Source organism: Actinomadura harenae, assembly GCF_003696215.1.
GTDB classification, from domain to species: Bacteria; Actinomycetota; Actinomycetes; order Streptosporangiales; family Streptosporangiaceae; genus Spirillospora; species Spirillospora harenae.
The window spans coordinates 54,028-70,182 of the sequence record NZ_RFFG01000044.1; the positions used below are offsets into that span (position 1 = coordinate 54,028).

General features: G+C 73.0%; 12 protein-coding genes. 5 read left to right on the plus strand and 7 right to left on the minus strand.

All coding sequences use genetic code 11. The annotated features are described in order from the left end of the window. Positions 1–55 precede the first annotated feature (55 nt). Positions 56–1,705 (minus strand): PQQ-binding-like beta-propeller repeat protein, encoded by a 1,650-nt coding sequence (locus EBO15_RS23680; RefSeq protein ID WP_122196625.1) that lies wholly within the window; start codon positions 1,703–1,705, stop codon positions 56–58. A gap of 268 nt (positions 1,706–1,973) precedes the next feature. After that, positions 1,974–5,225: a LamG-like jellyroll fold domain-containing protein gene (locus EBO15_RS23685; RefSeq protein WP_122196626.1), complete on the minus strand. Its 3,252-nt coding sequence runs from the start codon at positions 5,223–5,225 to the stop codon at positions 1,974–1,976. Positions 5,226–5,513: 288 nt separating this feature from the next. Between EBO15_RS23685 and EBO15_RS23690 the strand changes: the two genes are divergently transcribed. Both EBO15_RS23690 and EBO15_RS23695 read left to right on the plus strand, forming a co-directional pair. Then, a complete protein-coding gene (locus EBO15_RS23690; RefSeq protein WP_147481627.1) occupies positions 5,514–6,089 on the plus strand; it encodes a hypothetical protein in 576 nt (191 codons plus the stop codon). A 3-nt stretch (positions 6,090–6,092) separates the two neighbouring features. Continuing rightward, positions 6,093–7,850, plus strand: coding sequence for a right-handed parallel beta-helix repeat-containing protein (locus tag EBO15_RS23695; RefSeq protein WP_122196628.1), 1,758 nt, complete (start codon positions 6,093–6,095; stop codon positions 7,848–7,850). A gap of 61 nt (positions 7,851–7,911) precedes the next feature. Here EBO15_RS23695 and EBO15_RS23700 read toward each other — a convergent pair whose 3' ends face one another. Further along, positions 7,912–8,820, minus strand: a complete 909-nt coding sequence (locus tag EBO15_RS23700; protein ID WP_122196629.1) for a sulfotransferase — start codon at positions 8,818–8,820, stop codon at positions 7,912–7,914. Positions 8,821–8,867: 47 nt separating this feature from the next. On the opposite strand from EBO15_RS23700, the gene EBO15_RS23705 reads away from it, so the two are divergent. Further along, a complete protein-coding gene (locus tag EBO15_RS23705) occupies positions 8,868–10,265 on the plus strand; it encodes an O-antigen ligase family protein (protein WP_122196630.1) in 1,398 nt (465 codons plus the stop codon). On the opposite strand, the gene EBO15_RS23710 is transcribed toward EBO15_RS23705, so the two are convergent. Next, entirely contained in the window at positions 10,206–11,252 is a 1,047-nt protein-coding gene (locus EBO15_RS23710) for a YncE family protein (protein ID WP_122196631.1), read from the minus strand. The genes EBO15_RS23705 and EBO15_RS23710 overlap by 60 nt on opposite strands. 47 nt (positions 11,253–11,299) lie before the next feature. On the opposite strand from EBO15_RS23710, the gene EBO15_RS23715 reads away from it, so the two are divergent. Continuing rightward, complete coding sequence (locus tag EBO15_RS23715) at positions 11,300–11,902, plus strand: dTDP-4-dehydrorhamnose 3,5-epimerase family protein (protein WP_122196632.1); 603 nt, start codon at positions 11,300–11,302, stop codon at positions 11,900–11,902. Between the two features lie 22 nt (positions 11,903–11,924). Here EBO15_RS23715 and rfbD read toward each other — a convergent pair whose 3' ends face one another. The 3 genes from rfbD to EBO15_RS23730 are packed head-to-tail and all read right to left on the minus strand — an operon-like array spanning position 11,925 to position 14,835. Further along, positions 11,925–12,794 (minus strand): dTDP-4-dehydrorhamnose reductase, encoded by an 870-nt coding sequence (rfbD, locus tag EBO15_RS23720; RefSeq protein WP_122196633.1) that lies wholly within the window; start codon positions 12,792–12,794, stop codon positions 11,925–11,927. Beyond that, complete coding sequence (gene rfbB, locus EBO15_RS23725; protein ID WP_122196634.1) at positions 12,791–13,771, minus strand: dTDP-glucose 4,6-dehydratase; 981 nt, start codon at positions 13,769–13,771, stop codon at positions 12,791–12,793. The genes rfbD and rfbB overlap by 4 nt, the downstream gene beginning before the upstream one ends. Then, positions 13,768–14,835 (minus strand): glucose-1-phosphate thymidylyltransferase, encoded by a 1,068-nt coding sequence (locus EBO15_RS23730; RefSeq protein ID WP_122196635.1) that lies wholly within the window; start codon positions 14,833–14,835, stop codon positions 13,768–13,770. The genes rfbB and EBO15_RS23730 overlap by 4 nt, the downstream gene beginning before the upstream one ends. Positions 14,836–15,394: 559 nt before the next feature. Here EBO15_RS23730 and EBO15_RS23735 point away from each other — a divergent pair. Beyond that, positions 15,395–16,155 (plus strand): hypothetical protein (locus EBO15_RS23735; RefSeq protein WP_147481628.1); only part of this gene is annotated, 761 nt, incomplete at its 3' end.

Genomic DNA, 16,155 nt, shown 5'->3' on the forward strand with positions numbered 1-16,155 from the left:
CCGACGAGAAGGCCGCCGCCCCCGGAACCCCGGGGGCGGCGGCCTTCTCGTCGGACTAGCGCGTGACGGCGTTGGAGGCCGGGGTCGTGAAGCTGTTCCCCAGCGCGTCCTTCACGCGGATCTTGTAGGTGTGGCGTCCCTTCGGGGCGGCCGAGTCGGTGAAGCTCAGCGCGGGCAGGGTCCAGAAGGCGGACGTCTTGGTGACCGTGCCGATCGCCTTGGTGCCCTTGTCGCGCAGGACCTCGTAGGTGAGGCTCGCGTTGTCCATGTCCCAGGTGGCCGTCCAGCGCAGCGCGATCTTGCCGGACGAGAGCGACGCGCGCGGAGCGCCCGTCGCCTGCGGGCCGCTCTTGTTCGGGGCCTTGGCGCGCAGCGTGAACCGGACCAGGCCCTGCTGCGCCTTGCCGTTCACCGAGGGGAACTCGCCGCCGAGGGCGATGATGTTCGCGTTCCCGGTGATCGCCCACGCGGCCTGGTACTGCTTGGTGAAGGTGCCCGACGCCAGCGTCGGGAACCAGTGCAGCAGGCTCGGGATCGGCTGCTTGCTGTAGTTGCTGTTGCTGCCCGGCTCGCTCTTGTCGCGCCCGGTCGGGGCGGCCGTCTCGGCGAGCGTGCGGTGCCAGGTGGCCGGCGTGGTGTCCGGGAACGCGCCCAGGGACGAGCAGTCGTGCGCGTGCGAGACGCTGTAGACCGCCTTGCCGAGCGGCAGGATCGAGTAGGTCGCGCCGTAGCAGTTGTCCAGCCAGACCAGGTCGCCGCCGTTGGCCTTGGCCGCGAACCGGCCGTCGTACCAGTGCTGGCCCTCGCCGTCCGCCGCGCCGAACACCGTGTCGCCCTGGACCTGCAGGTCGGTGACGTAGGAGAAGTTCAGGCCCTGCCGGGACGGGACGGGCCGGCTGCTCCACGGGGCGAGCGCGCCGTTGGAGGCGTAGACGGCCCCGACGCCGACCTTGGACTGGCCGTCGAGCTGCTGGAAGCGCCCGCCGACCAGGACGGTCTTGCCGCCCGGGGCGAGCGCGAGCGCGAACACCTCGTCGTCGTCCGCGGTCGGACGCCAGGTGTCGATGTTGGCGCCGTCGGCGGCCTTCACCGCGGCGAGCCGGGTGCGGGCCTTGCCGTTGACGTTGAAGAAGTTGCCGCCGAAGTACACGGTCGTGGCGGTCGCGGCGATGGCGCGGACCTTGTTCGACACGACCGGCTTGAAGGCGTCCACGAGCTTGCCGGTCTTGGTGTCGAACGCGGCGAGGCGAGTGTGCGCCTTGCCGTCGACCGTCGTGAACTCGCCGCCGACGTAGACGCGCTTGCCGTCCGGGGACGCGACGACGCGCAGGCCCTGGCCGTTCAGCTTGTGGTTGAAGGTGGTGACGAGGTTGCCGGTGCTCAGGCTGAACGCGAGGAGGTTCTGCCGGGCGACCTCCTTGGCGTTGCCCGGCTTGGTGCCCGGCGGACGCGCCTTGGTGAAGTTGCCGGTCGCGTAGACCGTGTCGCCGACCGTCACCATGCTCCAGACGACGCCGTCCACCTGCCACGTCGGCAGGGCGTCGGCGCTCATCGTCGCGGGAGTCCCGGTCGGCGGAGCGGTGTCGGCGATCGCGGTGCCGACGGGGGCGAAGGCCGCGCCGAGGAGCGCGGCACCTCCCGCGAGCGCGACGGCCGGGCGTTTCGTCCGGCGGGTGGATGTTTCTGGTCGCGTGTGAGACCTCACGAATCGCTTCCCTTGTGCCGCAGGAGACTCGGTGGCACTCCGGCCACCACGGTCAGGGGGAGATCGTAGTACTTGTCCGCATTCGGCTCAGCGCATCCCGGTGAATCCTCAGCAAAGAGGGCGGATCCCCGGAAGGGGACCCGCCCTCGGGCGCGGAGGGCGCCTGGCGAACGCCCGACAGAGTCGGGCAGGCGCCCCGCGCGCGGCTCACAACGGGCCGGGAGGCCGGGCGGCGCACCCGGTCCGGACGCGCCGCCTCGGCTCCGGCTCAGGGGGCCAGGCGGTCCGCCCGCAGGTCGTCGATCGAGAGACGCACGGGGACGGCCGTGTTCTTCGCCGTGTAGGCGCGCACGCCGACGCCGCCCGCGCGCTGCAGCGCGGCCGTGGAGTCGGTCGCGGAGATCGTCCATGCGGCGGGCTCGGACTGCCCGACGAGCCAGACCTTCGCGCGCAGCGTCGTCGGGGCCGTCCCGACCGCCTGGACGCGGAGGCGCAGGCGCGTCCACGCCTTGAACGTGATGCCCGCGACGGCCTTCTCCGAGCCGATCGCGGTCTCCGTGCCGGACGCGTTCGTCCTGCTCAGGCGCAGGTAGACCTTGCCCGCCGCCATGCGGACGCGGGCCCGGTACTCGCCCGCGCCGGAGATCGTGCGCGGCGTGCCGTAACCCGCGACGCCCGCGCCGGACGGGTTCTTGTCGGCGGAGAGCTGGAAGGCCAGGTCGCTGCTCGTCGACGACACCGCCTTCAGCCCGGCGCCGCCGAGCGCGCCGGTCTTGGTCATCTTGATCCAGCCGACGCCGCCGCTGGTCGAGAACGTGCCGCCGTAGACCGTCCACGCGCCGCCCGGGGACGGGGACGTCGAACCCCAGCCGGACGCGGCGGTCCGCGTGAACGCGTCGGTGACGAGGTTCTGCGGCTTGACCGCGACGGACGCCGTGTACTCGGTCGCGACGCCCTTGTCGTCGGTGACCTTCAGCTTGACCGTGTAGCTCCCGGCCGCCTGGTACAGGTGCGAGGGCTTCACGCCGGTGCCGGTGGTCTTGTCGCCGAAGTCCCACGTGTAGGACTTGATCGTGCCGTCCGGGTCGGACGACTTGGCCGCGTCGAACGCGCAGGACAGCTGCGCGCAGGACGGCGTGAACGTCGCTACCGGCGGCACGTTCGGCTTCTCGAGCCCGGAGCCGATCGCGAAGTGCCGGTGCAGGTCGGAGGCGGTCAGCACGGACGGGTAGTACGCCACCTCGTCGATGTCGCCCTTGAAGTACGCGCCGCTCGCCTGCGGCCAGCCCGTGAGGTTGTCGCCGCCGATCCGCCAGTAGCCGTCGAAGTTCTGCCCGAACGTGGTGCCGGAGTCGGCGGCCTGCTGCTCGCCGTCCACGAACAGCCGCATCCCGTCGGACGAGCCGAGCGTGCCCGCGACGTGGTGCCACTTCCCGTCGTTCAGGCCGGACTCGCTGCGCACCGTCTTGGTCTGGCCGTCGTGGACGCCGAACATCACCGCGCCGTCGCCGGTCATGTACAGCCGGCGGTCGTAGTTGGAGCTCGACCCGGACTCCTTGTCGCCGAACCCGACGATCTTCCCGCCGGACGTGGACGTGGTCTTGACCCACGCCTCCAGGGTCAGGTCGTCCGGGGTGGGCGTGGGCGCTCCCCCGGCCGTCCCGGCGGACGAGCCGTCGAAGGTCGCGGCGGGGTCGTCGTCCCCGGCGATCGCGCCCTGCGCGCCCCGGCTCACGCCGGAGCCCGGGGCCAGGTCGCCCGTGCCCGCGTGGTCCATGACCTTGCCGGACGCCTCGCCCAGCCGCCAGTAGCCCGCCGGGCCGTCCGCGGCGACGATGTCGGAGTAGGAGCCGGCCTTGCCGTCGCCCGGCCGGGCGGCGTTGGACACGGCGCTGCGCGTGGAGTTGCCCGAGGGGTCCTTGGCCTTGACGACGTAGGTGTGGTCGACGCCGGGCGCGGCCGTCTTGTCGACGAACGCGATCGACGGACGCTTCCAGAACGTGGACGTCCGGGTGACCGATCCGACCGGCTTGTCGCCGCCGTCCCGGTACACCTCGTAGGTGAGGGCCGGGTCGTCCATGTCCCAGGCGGTCTTCCAGCCGACGCGGACGCGCCCGCCGGGCAGCGGCGTCGCGGTCGGCGCGGCCGGGCTGGCGAAGCCGTCCGGCTGCGGGCCGGTCTTGTTCGGCGCCTTCGCGCGGCTCGCGAACCGGACCAGGCCCTGCTGCGCGTTGCCGTTGACGCTCGGGAACTCGCCGCCGAGCGCGATGTAGTCGTCGTTCCCGGTGATCGCCCACGCGGCCTGGAACTGGTTGGTGAACGTTCCGGCGGCCAGCGTCGGGAACCAGTGCATCAGGCTCGGGACGGGCTGCCGGTTGTAGTTGCTGTTGCTGCCGGGGGCCGAGTGGTCGACGCCGGTCGGGTCGGCGGTCTCGGCGAGCGTCCGGTGCCAGGTGACCGGGCTCGTCTCGCGGAAGTCGCCGAGCGAGGTGCAGTCGTGCGCGTGCGAGACGCTGTAGATCGTCTTGCCGAGCGGCAGCATCGAGTAGGTCGCGCCGTAGCAGTTGTCCAGCCAGACGAGCCTGCCGTCGTCGGCCTTCGCCGCGAACCGGCCGTCGTACCAGTGGTGGCCCTCGCCGTCGGCGGCGCCGAACACCGTGTCGCCCTGGACCTGGAGGTCGGTGACGTAGGAGAAGTCCGCGCCCTGCCTGGACGGGACGGGCCGCGCCTCGAACGGCAGGCTCGCGCCGGTCACCGGGTCGACCTGGCCGACCCCGACGTGCGGCTCACCGTTGATCGTCTGGAACCGCCCGCCGACCAGGACGCCGCCCTTCGGCGCGATGGCCAGGGCGAACACCTCGTCGTCGTCCGCCTTCGGCGCCCACGGCAGGTTCGCCCCGTCGGCCGCCTTGACCGCCGCGAGCCGCGTCCGGCCCTGGCCGTTCACGTTGAAGAAGTTGCCGCCGAAGTAGACGGTCGAGTCGGTCGCGGCGATGCCGCGGACCTTCTGGCTCACGTCCGGCTTGAAGGCGTCCACGAGCGCCCCGGACGCGGTGTCGAACGCCGCGAGCCGGGTGTGCGCCTTGCCGTCCACGGACGTGAACTCGCCGCCGACGTAGACGCGCCTGCCGTCCGGCGAGGCGACGACGCGCAGGCCCTGGCCGTTCAGCGAGTGGTCGAAGGACTTCACGAGCTCGCCCGTGCTCAGGCTGAACGCGAGGAGGTTGCCGCGGTCGACCTCCTGCGTGCCCGCGGCCGCGCCCGGCGGGCGGGCCTTGCTGAAGTTGCCGGTCGCGTAGACCGTGTCGCCGACCGTCGCCATGCTCCAGACGACGCCGTTCACCTGCCACGTCGGCAGCGGATCCGCACTGACCGTGGGCGGGGTGGCGGCCGAGTCGGCGGCCGTGCTCGACACCGTGGCGGAACGGTGGCCATCGGCGAGGACGAACGCGCCCGCGACGGCGGTCGCCAGCGCGACGCCTCCGGCGAGCACGGCGTTCCGCCGGGACGGGCGCGGCACGCGGCCGCCGCCCGATCGCCGGGCCCCGGGCCCGGGGGTACGGGAGGTGAGTCGTCGATTCAGACGAACATTCACAAGCGGGGATCCTCCACAAGAAGGGAGCGGGGGGTCACAACAGCCCCAGAAGTAAGCGCTAGGTTAACGACAACCGGGCGCGCGGCCCCCGGGCGGAGCGGGCAATGCGCCTGAATCGTGACCGGGGGTCTCGCCTGTCAGCCTAGACTCGTACGACCCCCGGTACCCGACACCCCGGACAAGCGCGCCCCCGATCTGCGAGGAGTCCTCCCCATGGCCGTTCCGCGTTCGCTCCGAGTGGCCCCGGTCGCGGCGCTGACCGTGGCTCTGGCGCTGGCCGGCTGCTCGTCGTCGGACAAGAAGAAGGACGCCAAGCCCGGACCACCGCCCCCCGCGCCCAGCGAGCAGCCCGAGGGGCAGGCGAACGCCGCCCCGGGCGCGAAGGCCGTCACGATGTCGGGCGGGCTGAAGAAGCCGGTCACCTACAGCGACAAGGTCACGGTCGCGGTCAGCGGCGTCCGGTACGTGAAGAACAAGAAGCAGGGACCGGGCGAGGTCACGGGGCAGAGCCTCACCATCTTCACGCTGAGGTTCACCAACGGATCCGGGCAGGCGCTCGACCTGAACAGCGTGCGCGTCGTCGCCAAGTACGGCGCGGGCAAGCAGACCGCGAGCCCGACGTCCTACGCGAACCTGAACGACTTCTACGGCGCGGTCAAGCCCGGCGCGAGCAAGTCCGCCTCGTACGCGTTCGACCTGCCCAGCCAGGGGTACAAGTCGGTTATGCTCGGCGTCTCGTTCGACGGCAAGCACAAGACGGCCCTCTTCACGGGCGCGATCCACCCCTAGCTCATGGGCATCAGCCGTACCGCCCGGGCAGGGTTGGCCGTCGCGATCGCCGTCCCGGTCGTCGCCGTGGGCGTCATCGGGTGGCAGCAGGCGTTCCAGGAGGACCCGGAGAGCAGGCCCCGCGCGGTGAACACGGGTCCCGCGCCGGAGGCCGAGGCGGGCGCGGGCTCGCTCCCCGTCGGGCACACCTCCTACACGATCCCGCGCGGCGCCGTGATCGTCGCGCCGTCCGGCAGCGACGCCGCCGCCGGATCGGCGTCCGCGCCGCTGCGCACCCTCGCCGCCGCGATCGGGCGCGCGCCCGAGGGTGGCACGATCGTGCTGCGGCGCGGCGTGTACCACGAGTCCGTGACCGTCCCCGAAGGGCGGCGGCTCGTCATCCAGGCGCACCCCGGCGAGGTCGTCTGGCTGGACGGCAGTTCCCGCGTCTCCTCGTGGAGGCGGTCCGGTTCGGTGTGGGCCGCGGGCGGCTGGACGTACCGCTTCGACGCCAGCCCCAGCTACACCAAGGGCGCCCCGGACAGCAGCAACCCCGACTTCAAGTTCCTCGACCCGGCCTACCCGATGGCGGCGCACCCCGAGCAGATCTGGGTGGACGGCGTCGCGCAGCAGCAGGTCGCGTCCGCGTCCCAGGTCAGGCCCGGCGCGTTCTACGTGGACCTGCGGGGGCGGCGGCTGCTGCTCGGGACCGACCCGTCCGGGCACGAGGTGCGGGCGAGCACGCTTCAGGAGGCCGTGACGATCCAGGGCGCGGGCTCGGTGCTGCGCGGCGTCGGCGTCCGCCGGTACGCGACGTCCATCCCGCAGCTCGGGACGGTCAAGGTGCTCGGCGCGAACGTCACGGTCGAGAACGTCACGGTCACCGACTCGGCGTCCACGGGCCTGTCGGTGGACGCGCCGCACGCCCGGCTGCGCGGGATCACCGCGCTGCGCTCCGGGATGCTCGGCATGCACGCCAACTACGCCGACGACCTGCGGATGGAGAACGTCCTCGCGAAGGGCAACAACACCGAGCACTTCCGTCCCGCGCCGGTCTCCGGCGGCATCAAGATCACCCGGTCCCGGAAGGTCGCCGTCGTCGGCGGCGTCGTCTCCGACAACCGCGGCAAGGGCCTCTGGTTCGACGAGTCCGTGCAGGGCATCACGGTCACCGGGCTCCGCGTCGTCCGCAACACCGACCACGGCCTGGTGCTGGAGCTGTGCGCGCAGGCCGTGATCGCCGACAACGTCGTGGGCGACAACGGCGAGGACGGCCTGAAGATCAACGACACCTCGTTCGTCCGGATCTGGAACAACACCCTGACCCGCAACGGCCGCGACCTGCACCTCATCCAGGACCACCGCGCGGACGACCCGACCGCCCCCGCGCACGCCACCGGCCGCGACCCGAGGCACGCCCCCGACCCCGCGATGACCTGGCGCATCGGCCAGATCACCATCATGAACAACCTCATCGCCTTCGGCCGCGGCGGCTCGTCCTGCCTGCTCTGCGTCGAGGACACCACCCACCGCCGCGCCGCGTCCCAGATGAGACTCACCGTCAACGGCAACGCCTACACCCGGCAGGGCTCCCAGAACCCGCGCGTCCTCGTGGTCTGGCCCACCGGCCAGGGCGATCCGAAGAGCTTCGAGACCAAGGCCGCCTTCCGCGACGCCACCGGCCAGGAGAGGAGCAAGACCCCCTTGCCCCTCCCCGCCGACATCGCCCCCCTCGTCAACAAGCCCGCGCGAACCGCCCACCAGGGCGCCTGGCGCCCCTGAACCCGGCCCCCTGCGGCCACCACGGCCTCCGCAGCTCAACCCGCGCGTGAGGGCAAGGCCGTCAGGGCTTGGTCCAGGGGAGGTCGCGGTCGAGGAGCTTCTCGAGGTCGGCGTTGAAGGGGGCGTAGTGCTCCGCCAGGGCCTGGCGGGTGGAGTCCTTCAGGTCGGCGCTGGGGGCGGGGTTCCAGACCTTGGACGCGGCCTTCGGCAGGACGGCGGAGGGCAGGCCCAGGAAGTCCGCGACGCCGTCGATGGCACGCTGCTGGTCGGCGTAGAACTCCTCGGCGATGACGACGTGGACGCGCTCGGGCGGGAAGTGCAGGAGCCAGCGGCGCAGGTGGGGGGCGTACTCGCTCTGCGCCCGGTACGACTGCTGCTCGTGGGCGTAGCTGCGGTACCCGGGGACGGTGCGGATCTTCTCCTCCTCGCCCGCGAGGCGGTCGGGCTCGGCGGCGAGGGCGTCCTCGAAGGTCGCGAGGTCCTCGGCGTGCTGGCGGCGGCGCTCGCGGTAGTGCGAGAAGGCGCGCTCGACCGGGTCGCGCAGGACGAGCAGGATCCGGGTGTCCGGGACGTCGCGTCCGGCGCGTTCGGCGGCGAGCGGGTGGAACAGGTAGTAGGGCGAGCCCTCCCCGACCACGACGGGGCCGCCCGCCCGCTTGGCCTCCGAGCGCCGCGCGCCGACCGACGGGAAGTGCGAGCGGTACCAGGCGTCGCCCTCGTCGTAGTGCGAGTCGAAGTAGTGGACGCCCTTGGTGTTGTTCCGCTTCGGCAGGATCCGCGCGCTCGGGAACAGCGGCATGATCCGCGGGTGCTCGAGCAGCCCGTAGTACAGCGACGTCGATCCGCCCCGTTTCGCCCCGATCAGCAGGAAGTCGGGACCGGGCCTGAGCGCGGCGGTCGTCATTCCGTAGCGGCGGATCAGGGTGCGGCCGGCGCCGATGACCGGTTCGGGGAGGAGGTCGCGATTCACGCTGACAGCGTAGTTGCGCGCGCGGCCCCGCCTATCCTGTGGGAGCGATGCCTTCCCTTTTCCCCCGCCCGGCCGTGCCCCGCCCCGCCCTGGTCCTCGAACGGGGCCGCCGCTGGGCCGTGCTGCTGCCGATGGCGTTGATGCTGGCCAGCGACTACAAGCTGCGCAGCCGACCGGTGGACGAGACGGTCGGCGGCAGCCCGGACCTGACGGTCTTCCTGGAGATCGGCGTCTACGGACTCGCCGCGCTGTACCTGTACCTGCGGTTCGGGCTGCGCCCGCCGGTGCGCCGGACGACCGGGCTGCTGTTCGCGGCGTGGGCGTTCGCCGGGTACGTGGCGATGTCGGCGCTGTGGTCGCCGTTCATGTCGCTGGGGGTGGTCCGCGGCGTCCAGCTGATGGTGACGATGGCGCTGGTGCAGGTGCTGGCGACCCGCGCGACGGTCGCGGACCTGCACCGGCTCGCGCACGCGTTCGTGATCGTGGTGCTCGCGTCGATCGCGATCGGCGTCGCGCACCCCTTCCCCCGGACGCCGCAGACCCTCACCCGGTTCAACTGGCTGTACGTCCACCCGGTGATCGCGGGTGTGTACCTGGGCATCGCGGTGCTGCTGGTGTTCGGGTTGCTGATCCGCAGCCGCGTGCACGGGGAGCGGACGCGGGGCTGGCCGCCGCTGGTGTACGCGGGCGTCCTGCTGGTGCTGATGGGCGCGCTCGTCGCGACCGGGACGCGCGGGGCGGCGGCGGGCGCGGCGGCCGGGCTGGTCGTCCTGATGGCGACCGCGCGCGGCCCGCGCGGGCGGATCGACCTGGTCGTCCTGGGCGGGGCCGTCGGCGCGGTCGGCGTGCTCGCGTTCTCCGACAAGATCATGAACTTCGTGGCGCGCGGCGAGACGGCCGACAAGCTCGCGTCGCTGAACTCGCGCACCGACCTGTGGACGCTCGCCATGCACGCCTACAGCGAGAAGCCGATCTTCGGGCACGGGCTGGGCGCGTCCCGAGGCCTGTTCCTGGCGGACATCGGGCTCGGCGGCGGCCACAACGCGTTCGTCAACGCGCTCGTCGACAACGGGACGGTCGGGACGGCGCTGTTCGTCACGCTGCTGCTGACGCTCGGGACGGTGCTGGTCACGCTCGTCCGGCACAAGGAGTTGCGCGGCGACGCGGGGACGCTGCTCGGCATCCTGGTGTTCTTCCTGATGGACGGCATCACCACCGAGGGCCTCGCGATGCCCGCGAACGTGTCGGGCATCTGGCTGTTGCTCCTGGTCGCGTGGACCGAGTCGCTGCGCCGCTCCCGCGGCCGGACGCCCGACGCGGCCGGAACCTTCGAGACCACCCGGACCAGCGGGACGACCGGGACCGGCGGGACGCGCATCATCGTGTCAGTCGCGGACGCGCCGGCGGCGTCCCCGCAGATAGAACCCCCCGCCCACCACGCCTAGCAGCGCGAGCCCGGCCAGCGACCCGGTGCCGAGCACGCCGCCCGGCAGGCTCGCCTTCGGGGCCCGGTAGTCCGCGATCGGATCGGACGCGGCGTGTCCGGCGGGCGTGCCGGATCCCCCGCCCGCCTTCGGCCGCGCGGCGTCCCCGAGGGGCAGGGCGAACACGCGGGGACGGGCGCCCGCCTCGGCGATCAGCACGCGGCGCCCGTCGGGCGCGACGGCGATCGCGTCGCCCTTCGCGCCGGTCCGGAGCACCTGGGTGACCTTGTCGCGGATCCCGGCGAGGACGCGGACGTCGCCCGTGCCGCGCAGGACGACGCGTCCGTCGGAGGCGAACGCGCCGCCGCGCACCCCGAACGGCAGCCGCCGCACGCGGGTCAGCCGGTTCACGACGCGCGAGCCGAGGGCGGCGGGCAGCGCGTACACGGACGCGGCGGACGCCGTCCGGGTCACGACGTACAGCCGCTGCTCGGCCGGGTCGCCGAGGATCGCGCCCGCCGCGTGCGCGCCGTCCGGGTAGGCGACCAGGTACTTGCGGGCGGTGAGCGCGGCGTCGGCGAGCCTGGCCGGTTCCGGCACCTTGTAGAGGGTGAGGGTGTCGTGCTTGGCGCCCGCCGGGGTCAGGTCGGCGAGGTAGAGCGTGCCCGCGCCGCCGTCGCCCTTGACGACGGCGAGCGTGTCCCAGCCGCGCGCGCCGGGGACGGTGAACGACGCCTTCGTCCGCCCGTCGTCGCCGACGGCGAACAGGCGGCCCTTGCGGGCGTCGAGCGTCCACCACACGTCCGGATGGGCGATGCCCCGCGCCAGGGCGCCTGGGTCGGACAGCCTCGCGTCGGAGGCCCTGAAGGCCACGGACGCCTGCGGCGAGGACGTCGGAACCGGGTCCGGCGCGGCGGCCGCCGGGGCCTCGACGGCCGTGACGAGCCCCGCGACGGAGACGGCGAGCGCTCCGGACCGCAGAACCGCGCCGGAGGTGCCGGATCGCACGACGTGACCTGCCTCTCCTCGACGAACCGTGTGGCATTCTTGCGCATGTGGAACCACTTGGCATCAAAGGGGCGTTCCTCGTTTCGCCCCGCGTTCACGGCGACGGCCGCGGCTCCTTCCACGAGTGGTTCCGGGCGGACGCCCTGCGCGAACGACTCGGCCACGACCTGAGGCTGGAGCAGGCGAACTGCTCGGTGTCGGCCCGCGGCGTCCTGCGCGGCGTGCACTTCGCGGACGTCCCGCCGAGCCAGTCGAAGTACATCACGTGCGTGCGCGGCGCGCTGCTGGACGTCGCCGTCGACCTCCGTGTCGGCTCCCCCACGTTCGGCCGGTCCGAGGCCGTGCGCCTGGACGAGGCGAACCGGCGCTGCATGTACCTCGCCGAGGGCCTCGGGCACGCCTTCCTCTCCCTCGAGGACGACACGACCGCGATCTACCTGGTCTCGGAGTCCTACAACCCGTCGCGCGAGCACGGCGTCCACCCGCTCGACCCCGAGCTCGGCATCGCCTGGCCGGACGGCATGGACCTCGTCCTGTCCGACAAGGACGCCGCCGCGCCGTCGCTCGCCGAGGCCCTGGCCGCCGGGATCCTCCCCGACTACCAGGACTGCCTCGCCTACTACGACAAGCTGGGCACGGCCTTCTCCTGACCGCCCGCCCGCCGCGCGCGGGTCAGCGGCCGAGGGCCAGGTGCGGCCAGGCCGCGTGCAGGGCGTCGCGCCAGTCGCGCATCGGCTCCAGGCCCGCGCGTTCCCAGGCGCCGTGCCGCAGGACGGAGATCATCGGACGCCGCGCCGGACGCGGGAACCGGTCGCTCGTCGTCGCCCGGACCCGGTCCGGGTCGTGCCCGAGCAGCGTGAACACCTCGCGGGCGAGCCCGTGCCAGGTCGTCTCGCCCGCGTTCGTCCCGTGGTAGATCCCGTAGGGCGCGCCGGACGTCACCAGCCGGACGATCTGGCCGGCGAGGTCGGCCGTCCAGGTGGGCTGGCCGTGCTGGTCGTCCACGACGTCCACGAACTCGCGCTCGGCGGCGAGCCGCGCCATCGTCGCGACGAAGTTCCCGCCGTGCGCGCCGTACAGCCAGGCCGTCCGGACGACGTAGGTGAGCTCGTGCTCCCGCGCGGCCTCCTCGCCCCACATCTTCGAGAAGCCGTACTCGTTGATCGGCGCGGTCTCGTCGTCCTCGTCGTAGGGCTCGTGACCTGGGAAGACGTAGTCGGACGAGATCTGCACCAGGCGCGCGCCCGTGGCCGCGCACGCGTCGGCGAGACGCGCGACGGCGAGGTGGTTGGCGTCGAAGACCCGCGGGTCGGTCTCGGCCGCGTCCACGTTCGTCCAGGCGGCGCAGTTGACCACCACGTCCGGGCGGTGCGCCGCGACGGCCTCCTTCACTGCCCCGGGGTCGCAGACGTCGAGGTCCGCGCGCCCGAGCGCGACGACATCCGCTCCGGATTCCGTGTCGGAGCCCGCGCCAGTACCCTCGAGGTGCGCGACGAGGTCGGTGCCCAGCATTCCCCGGGCACCGGTGACCAGCCATTTCACGAGGCTTCTCCGATCCGCTTCTTCAGCGGCTCCCACCAGTCGCGCCGCTCGGCGTACCACCGGACGGTCTCGGCGAGCCCGTCCTCGAACGTGACCCGCGGCGCGTAGCCGAGGGCGCGGAGCCGGGCGTCGTCCAGCGAGTACCGCCGGTCGTGGCCCTTGCGGTCGGGGACGCGCTCGACCCGGTCCCACCCGGCGCCGAGGGCGTCCAGCAGATGCCGCGTGAGCTGGAGGTTCGTCAGTTCGGCCGTCCCGGCGATGTGGTACACCCCGCCGGGCTCGCCGCGCTCGGCCACCACCTGGATGCCGCGGCAGTGGTCGGCGGCGTGGATCCAGTCGCGGACGTTGCCGCCGTCGCCGTACAGCGGGACCGGCAGACCGTCCATCAGGTTCGTGACGAACAGCGGGATGACCTTCTCGGGGTACTGGTACGGCCCGTAGTTGTTCCCGCAGCGCGTGATCGACACCGGCAGTCCGTGCGTGACCGCGTACGCGCGCGCGATCATGTCGCCGCCCGCCTTGGACGCCGAGTACGGCGAGCGGGGCGCGAGCGGCGCGGACTCGTCCCACGAGCCCTCGTCGACGCTGCCGTACACCTCGTCCGTCGACACCTGGACGACCCGGGGCACACCCGCGTCCAGGCACGCCTGCATGAGCGCCTGGACGCCCTGGACGTTCGTCCGGACGAACTCGCCCGCGCTCGCGATCGACCGGTCCACGTGCGACTCGGCCGCGAAGTTCACCACGACGTCGTGGCCGGGGACGACCTCCGCCAGCAGCTCCGCGTCGCACACGTCCCCGAGGACGAAGTCGTACCCGCCCGCCACCGGCTCCAGGTTCGCGAGGTTGCCCGCGTAGGTCAGCCGGTCGAGCACGGTCACCCGCGCCCCCGCGAACGCCGGGAACGCTCCCGACACGACGTCCCGCACATACTGGGACCCGATGAACCCGGCCCCGCCCGTCACCAGAAGTCTCATTGCCTGATCTGCACCTTGCTGTGGTCGCCGAGGACGAGACGGTGCGCGCGGGGAACGTGCGGCGCGGGCGTCACCTCGGCCTCGCGGCCGATCAGCGAGCACTCGATCCGCCCCACCCCGTCGATGGACGCCCCGCGCAGCACGATGGAGTACTCGATCTCGCTGTCGATCACCCGGCAGTCCCGGTCGATCGAGGTGAACGGGCCGAGGTAGGAGTCGCGGACGACCGTCCCGCCGCCGACGATCACCGGCCCGACGATCCGGGACCCGGTCACCGTCGCGCCCGCCTCGACCACGACCCGCCCGATGAGCTCGGACGAGGAGTCCACCGAGCCCGCGACGGACGGCTCGACGCCCTCCAGCACCAGTCGGTTGACCTCGAGCATGTCGGTGACGTTCCCGGTGTCCTTCCAGTAGCCGGAGATCACCGTGGACTCGACCCGGTGGCCCGCGTCGATCAGCCCCTGGATCGCGTCGGTGATCTCCAGCTCGTCCCGCCGGGACGGCCTGAGCCGCGCGACCGCCTCGTGCACGCGGGGACCGAAGATGTAGACCCCGACCAGCGCCAGGTCGCTCCTCGGCCGGTGCGGCTTCTCCTCCAGCCGGACGACGCGTCCGTCGCCGTCCAGGTCCGCGACGCCGAACGCGCGCGGGTCCGAGACCTTGGTGAGCATGATCTGCGCGTCCGGGCGCTCGTCCCGGAACCGCTGGACGATCTCGTTGATCCCGCCGACGACGAAGTTGTCCCCGAGGTACATGACGAAGTCGTCGTCACCGAGGTACTCGCGCGCGATCAGGACGGCGTGGGCCAGCCCGCGCGGCGCGTCCTGCGGCAGGTAGGTGACCTCGAGGCCGAACTCCGAGCCGTCGCCGACCGCGCCCCGGATCTCGGCCGCCGTGTCGCCGACGACGATCCCGACCTCGCGGATCCCGGCGTCCCGGATCGCCTCCAGGCCGTAGAACAGCACGGGTTTGTTGGCGACGGGCACCAGCTGCTTGGCGGAGGTGTGGGTGATCGGCCGCAGCCGCGACCCCGACCCGCCGGCCAGCACGAGCGCCTTCACGCGACACCCCGGCCGGGCCAGGGGGGAACGAGACGGTTCAAAGCGGCTCCAGAGACCCCGAAGGAAACACCCCTCGACATTACCGGCCTCCCGCGCACTCACACAGCCTGCTTCCCTCTGGCCACAAACAGCCATCAAACCGTGAGGGTGGGGCTCGTCACGGTGCGCGGGCGCCCGCCGGGCACGAAGGCGGCGCCGGGCCGGGCGCCGGGCCGGGCGCCGAGGCGGTCGCCAGGACGGACATTCTGAGGGACGCGTCCTCAAGTGGCCACGCGTGACCCGCCCGAGCGCCCGCTCGGAACGGGGGTCGGCCCGAGCGCCCGCTCGGGACGGAGGTCAGCCCGAGCGGCCGCCGGGGCGTGGTTCCGGCGGCCGCCCGGAGCGACGCACCCCGCGCGCATCGCTCGCACCGAGTCTGCGGCGCGGCGTCGTCCGCGTCCATCGATTAGGGGCTGGGCCTAATGTGTGGACATTTGCGCACGGCCTGAAGTGGCCGACCCGGGAGACCCCTCCGTGAAGCATGATCGTCCGGATGGTTCCCGGGGAGAGGAGTCCGGCGGTGCCGAGCATTCCGTACGACGCGGCCGATCTGGCGAACACGCGGTTCGCGATCTCGCCGCTCGGACATCTGGTGCACGGGGTCCAGGGCAGCGCGTGCAGCGGCCGCTCCGGCCTGCGGCAGCAGTGGTGGCGGACGGCGCGGCGCCACGTCCCGGCGGGCAGCGAGCGGCTGGTCGCGCTCCTCAACGCCGACCCGTCCCGGCTGCCCGCCTGGTCGCTGCCGCCCGCCATGGACGGCGTGCTGGAACCCACGCTCGACCAGGAGCTCGAACGGCTGGAGTCGCTCGGCCCCTACGAGACCCCGGGCCTGATGGACGCCGTCCGCGCGCTCTTCCGGGCCTGCATGGCCGACGACTGGCCGGACATCCGGCGGCGGCTCCGCGCCGACCTCGGCCACCGGACCGAGACGATGCTGAGCGGCGGGCCCACCGCCGTCCTGCGCGGCCTGCACCCGGCGATGACCTGGCAGGACGGGCGGCTCGTCGTCACCGGCACGGCGTCCGGCCTGCGCCGCCACCCGGGCGGGAGCGGCCTGCGGCTGATGCCCTGCGCCTTCGGCCGGGACGGCCTGCACCCGGTCATGGACGCCGGCGACCACCCGATCCTCATCTACTCGGCGCTCCCCCAGGAGGCGCCCGCCCCGGCGCGCGGCCGGGACCTGCTGGTCGTGCTGCTCGGCGCGGGCCGCGCGCGGGCACTGCGGGCCCTCGCCGGGTCGCCCGCGTCCACCAGCGAGCTGGCGCGCCGCCTCGGGGTGTC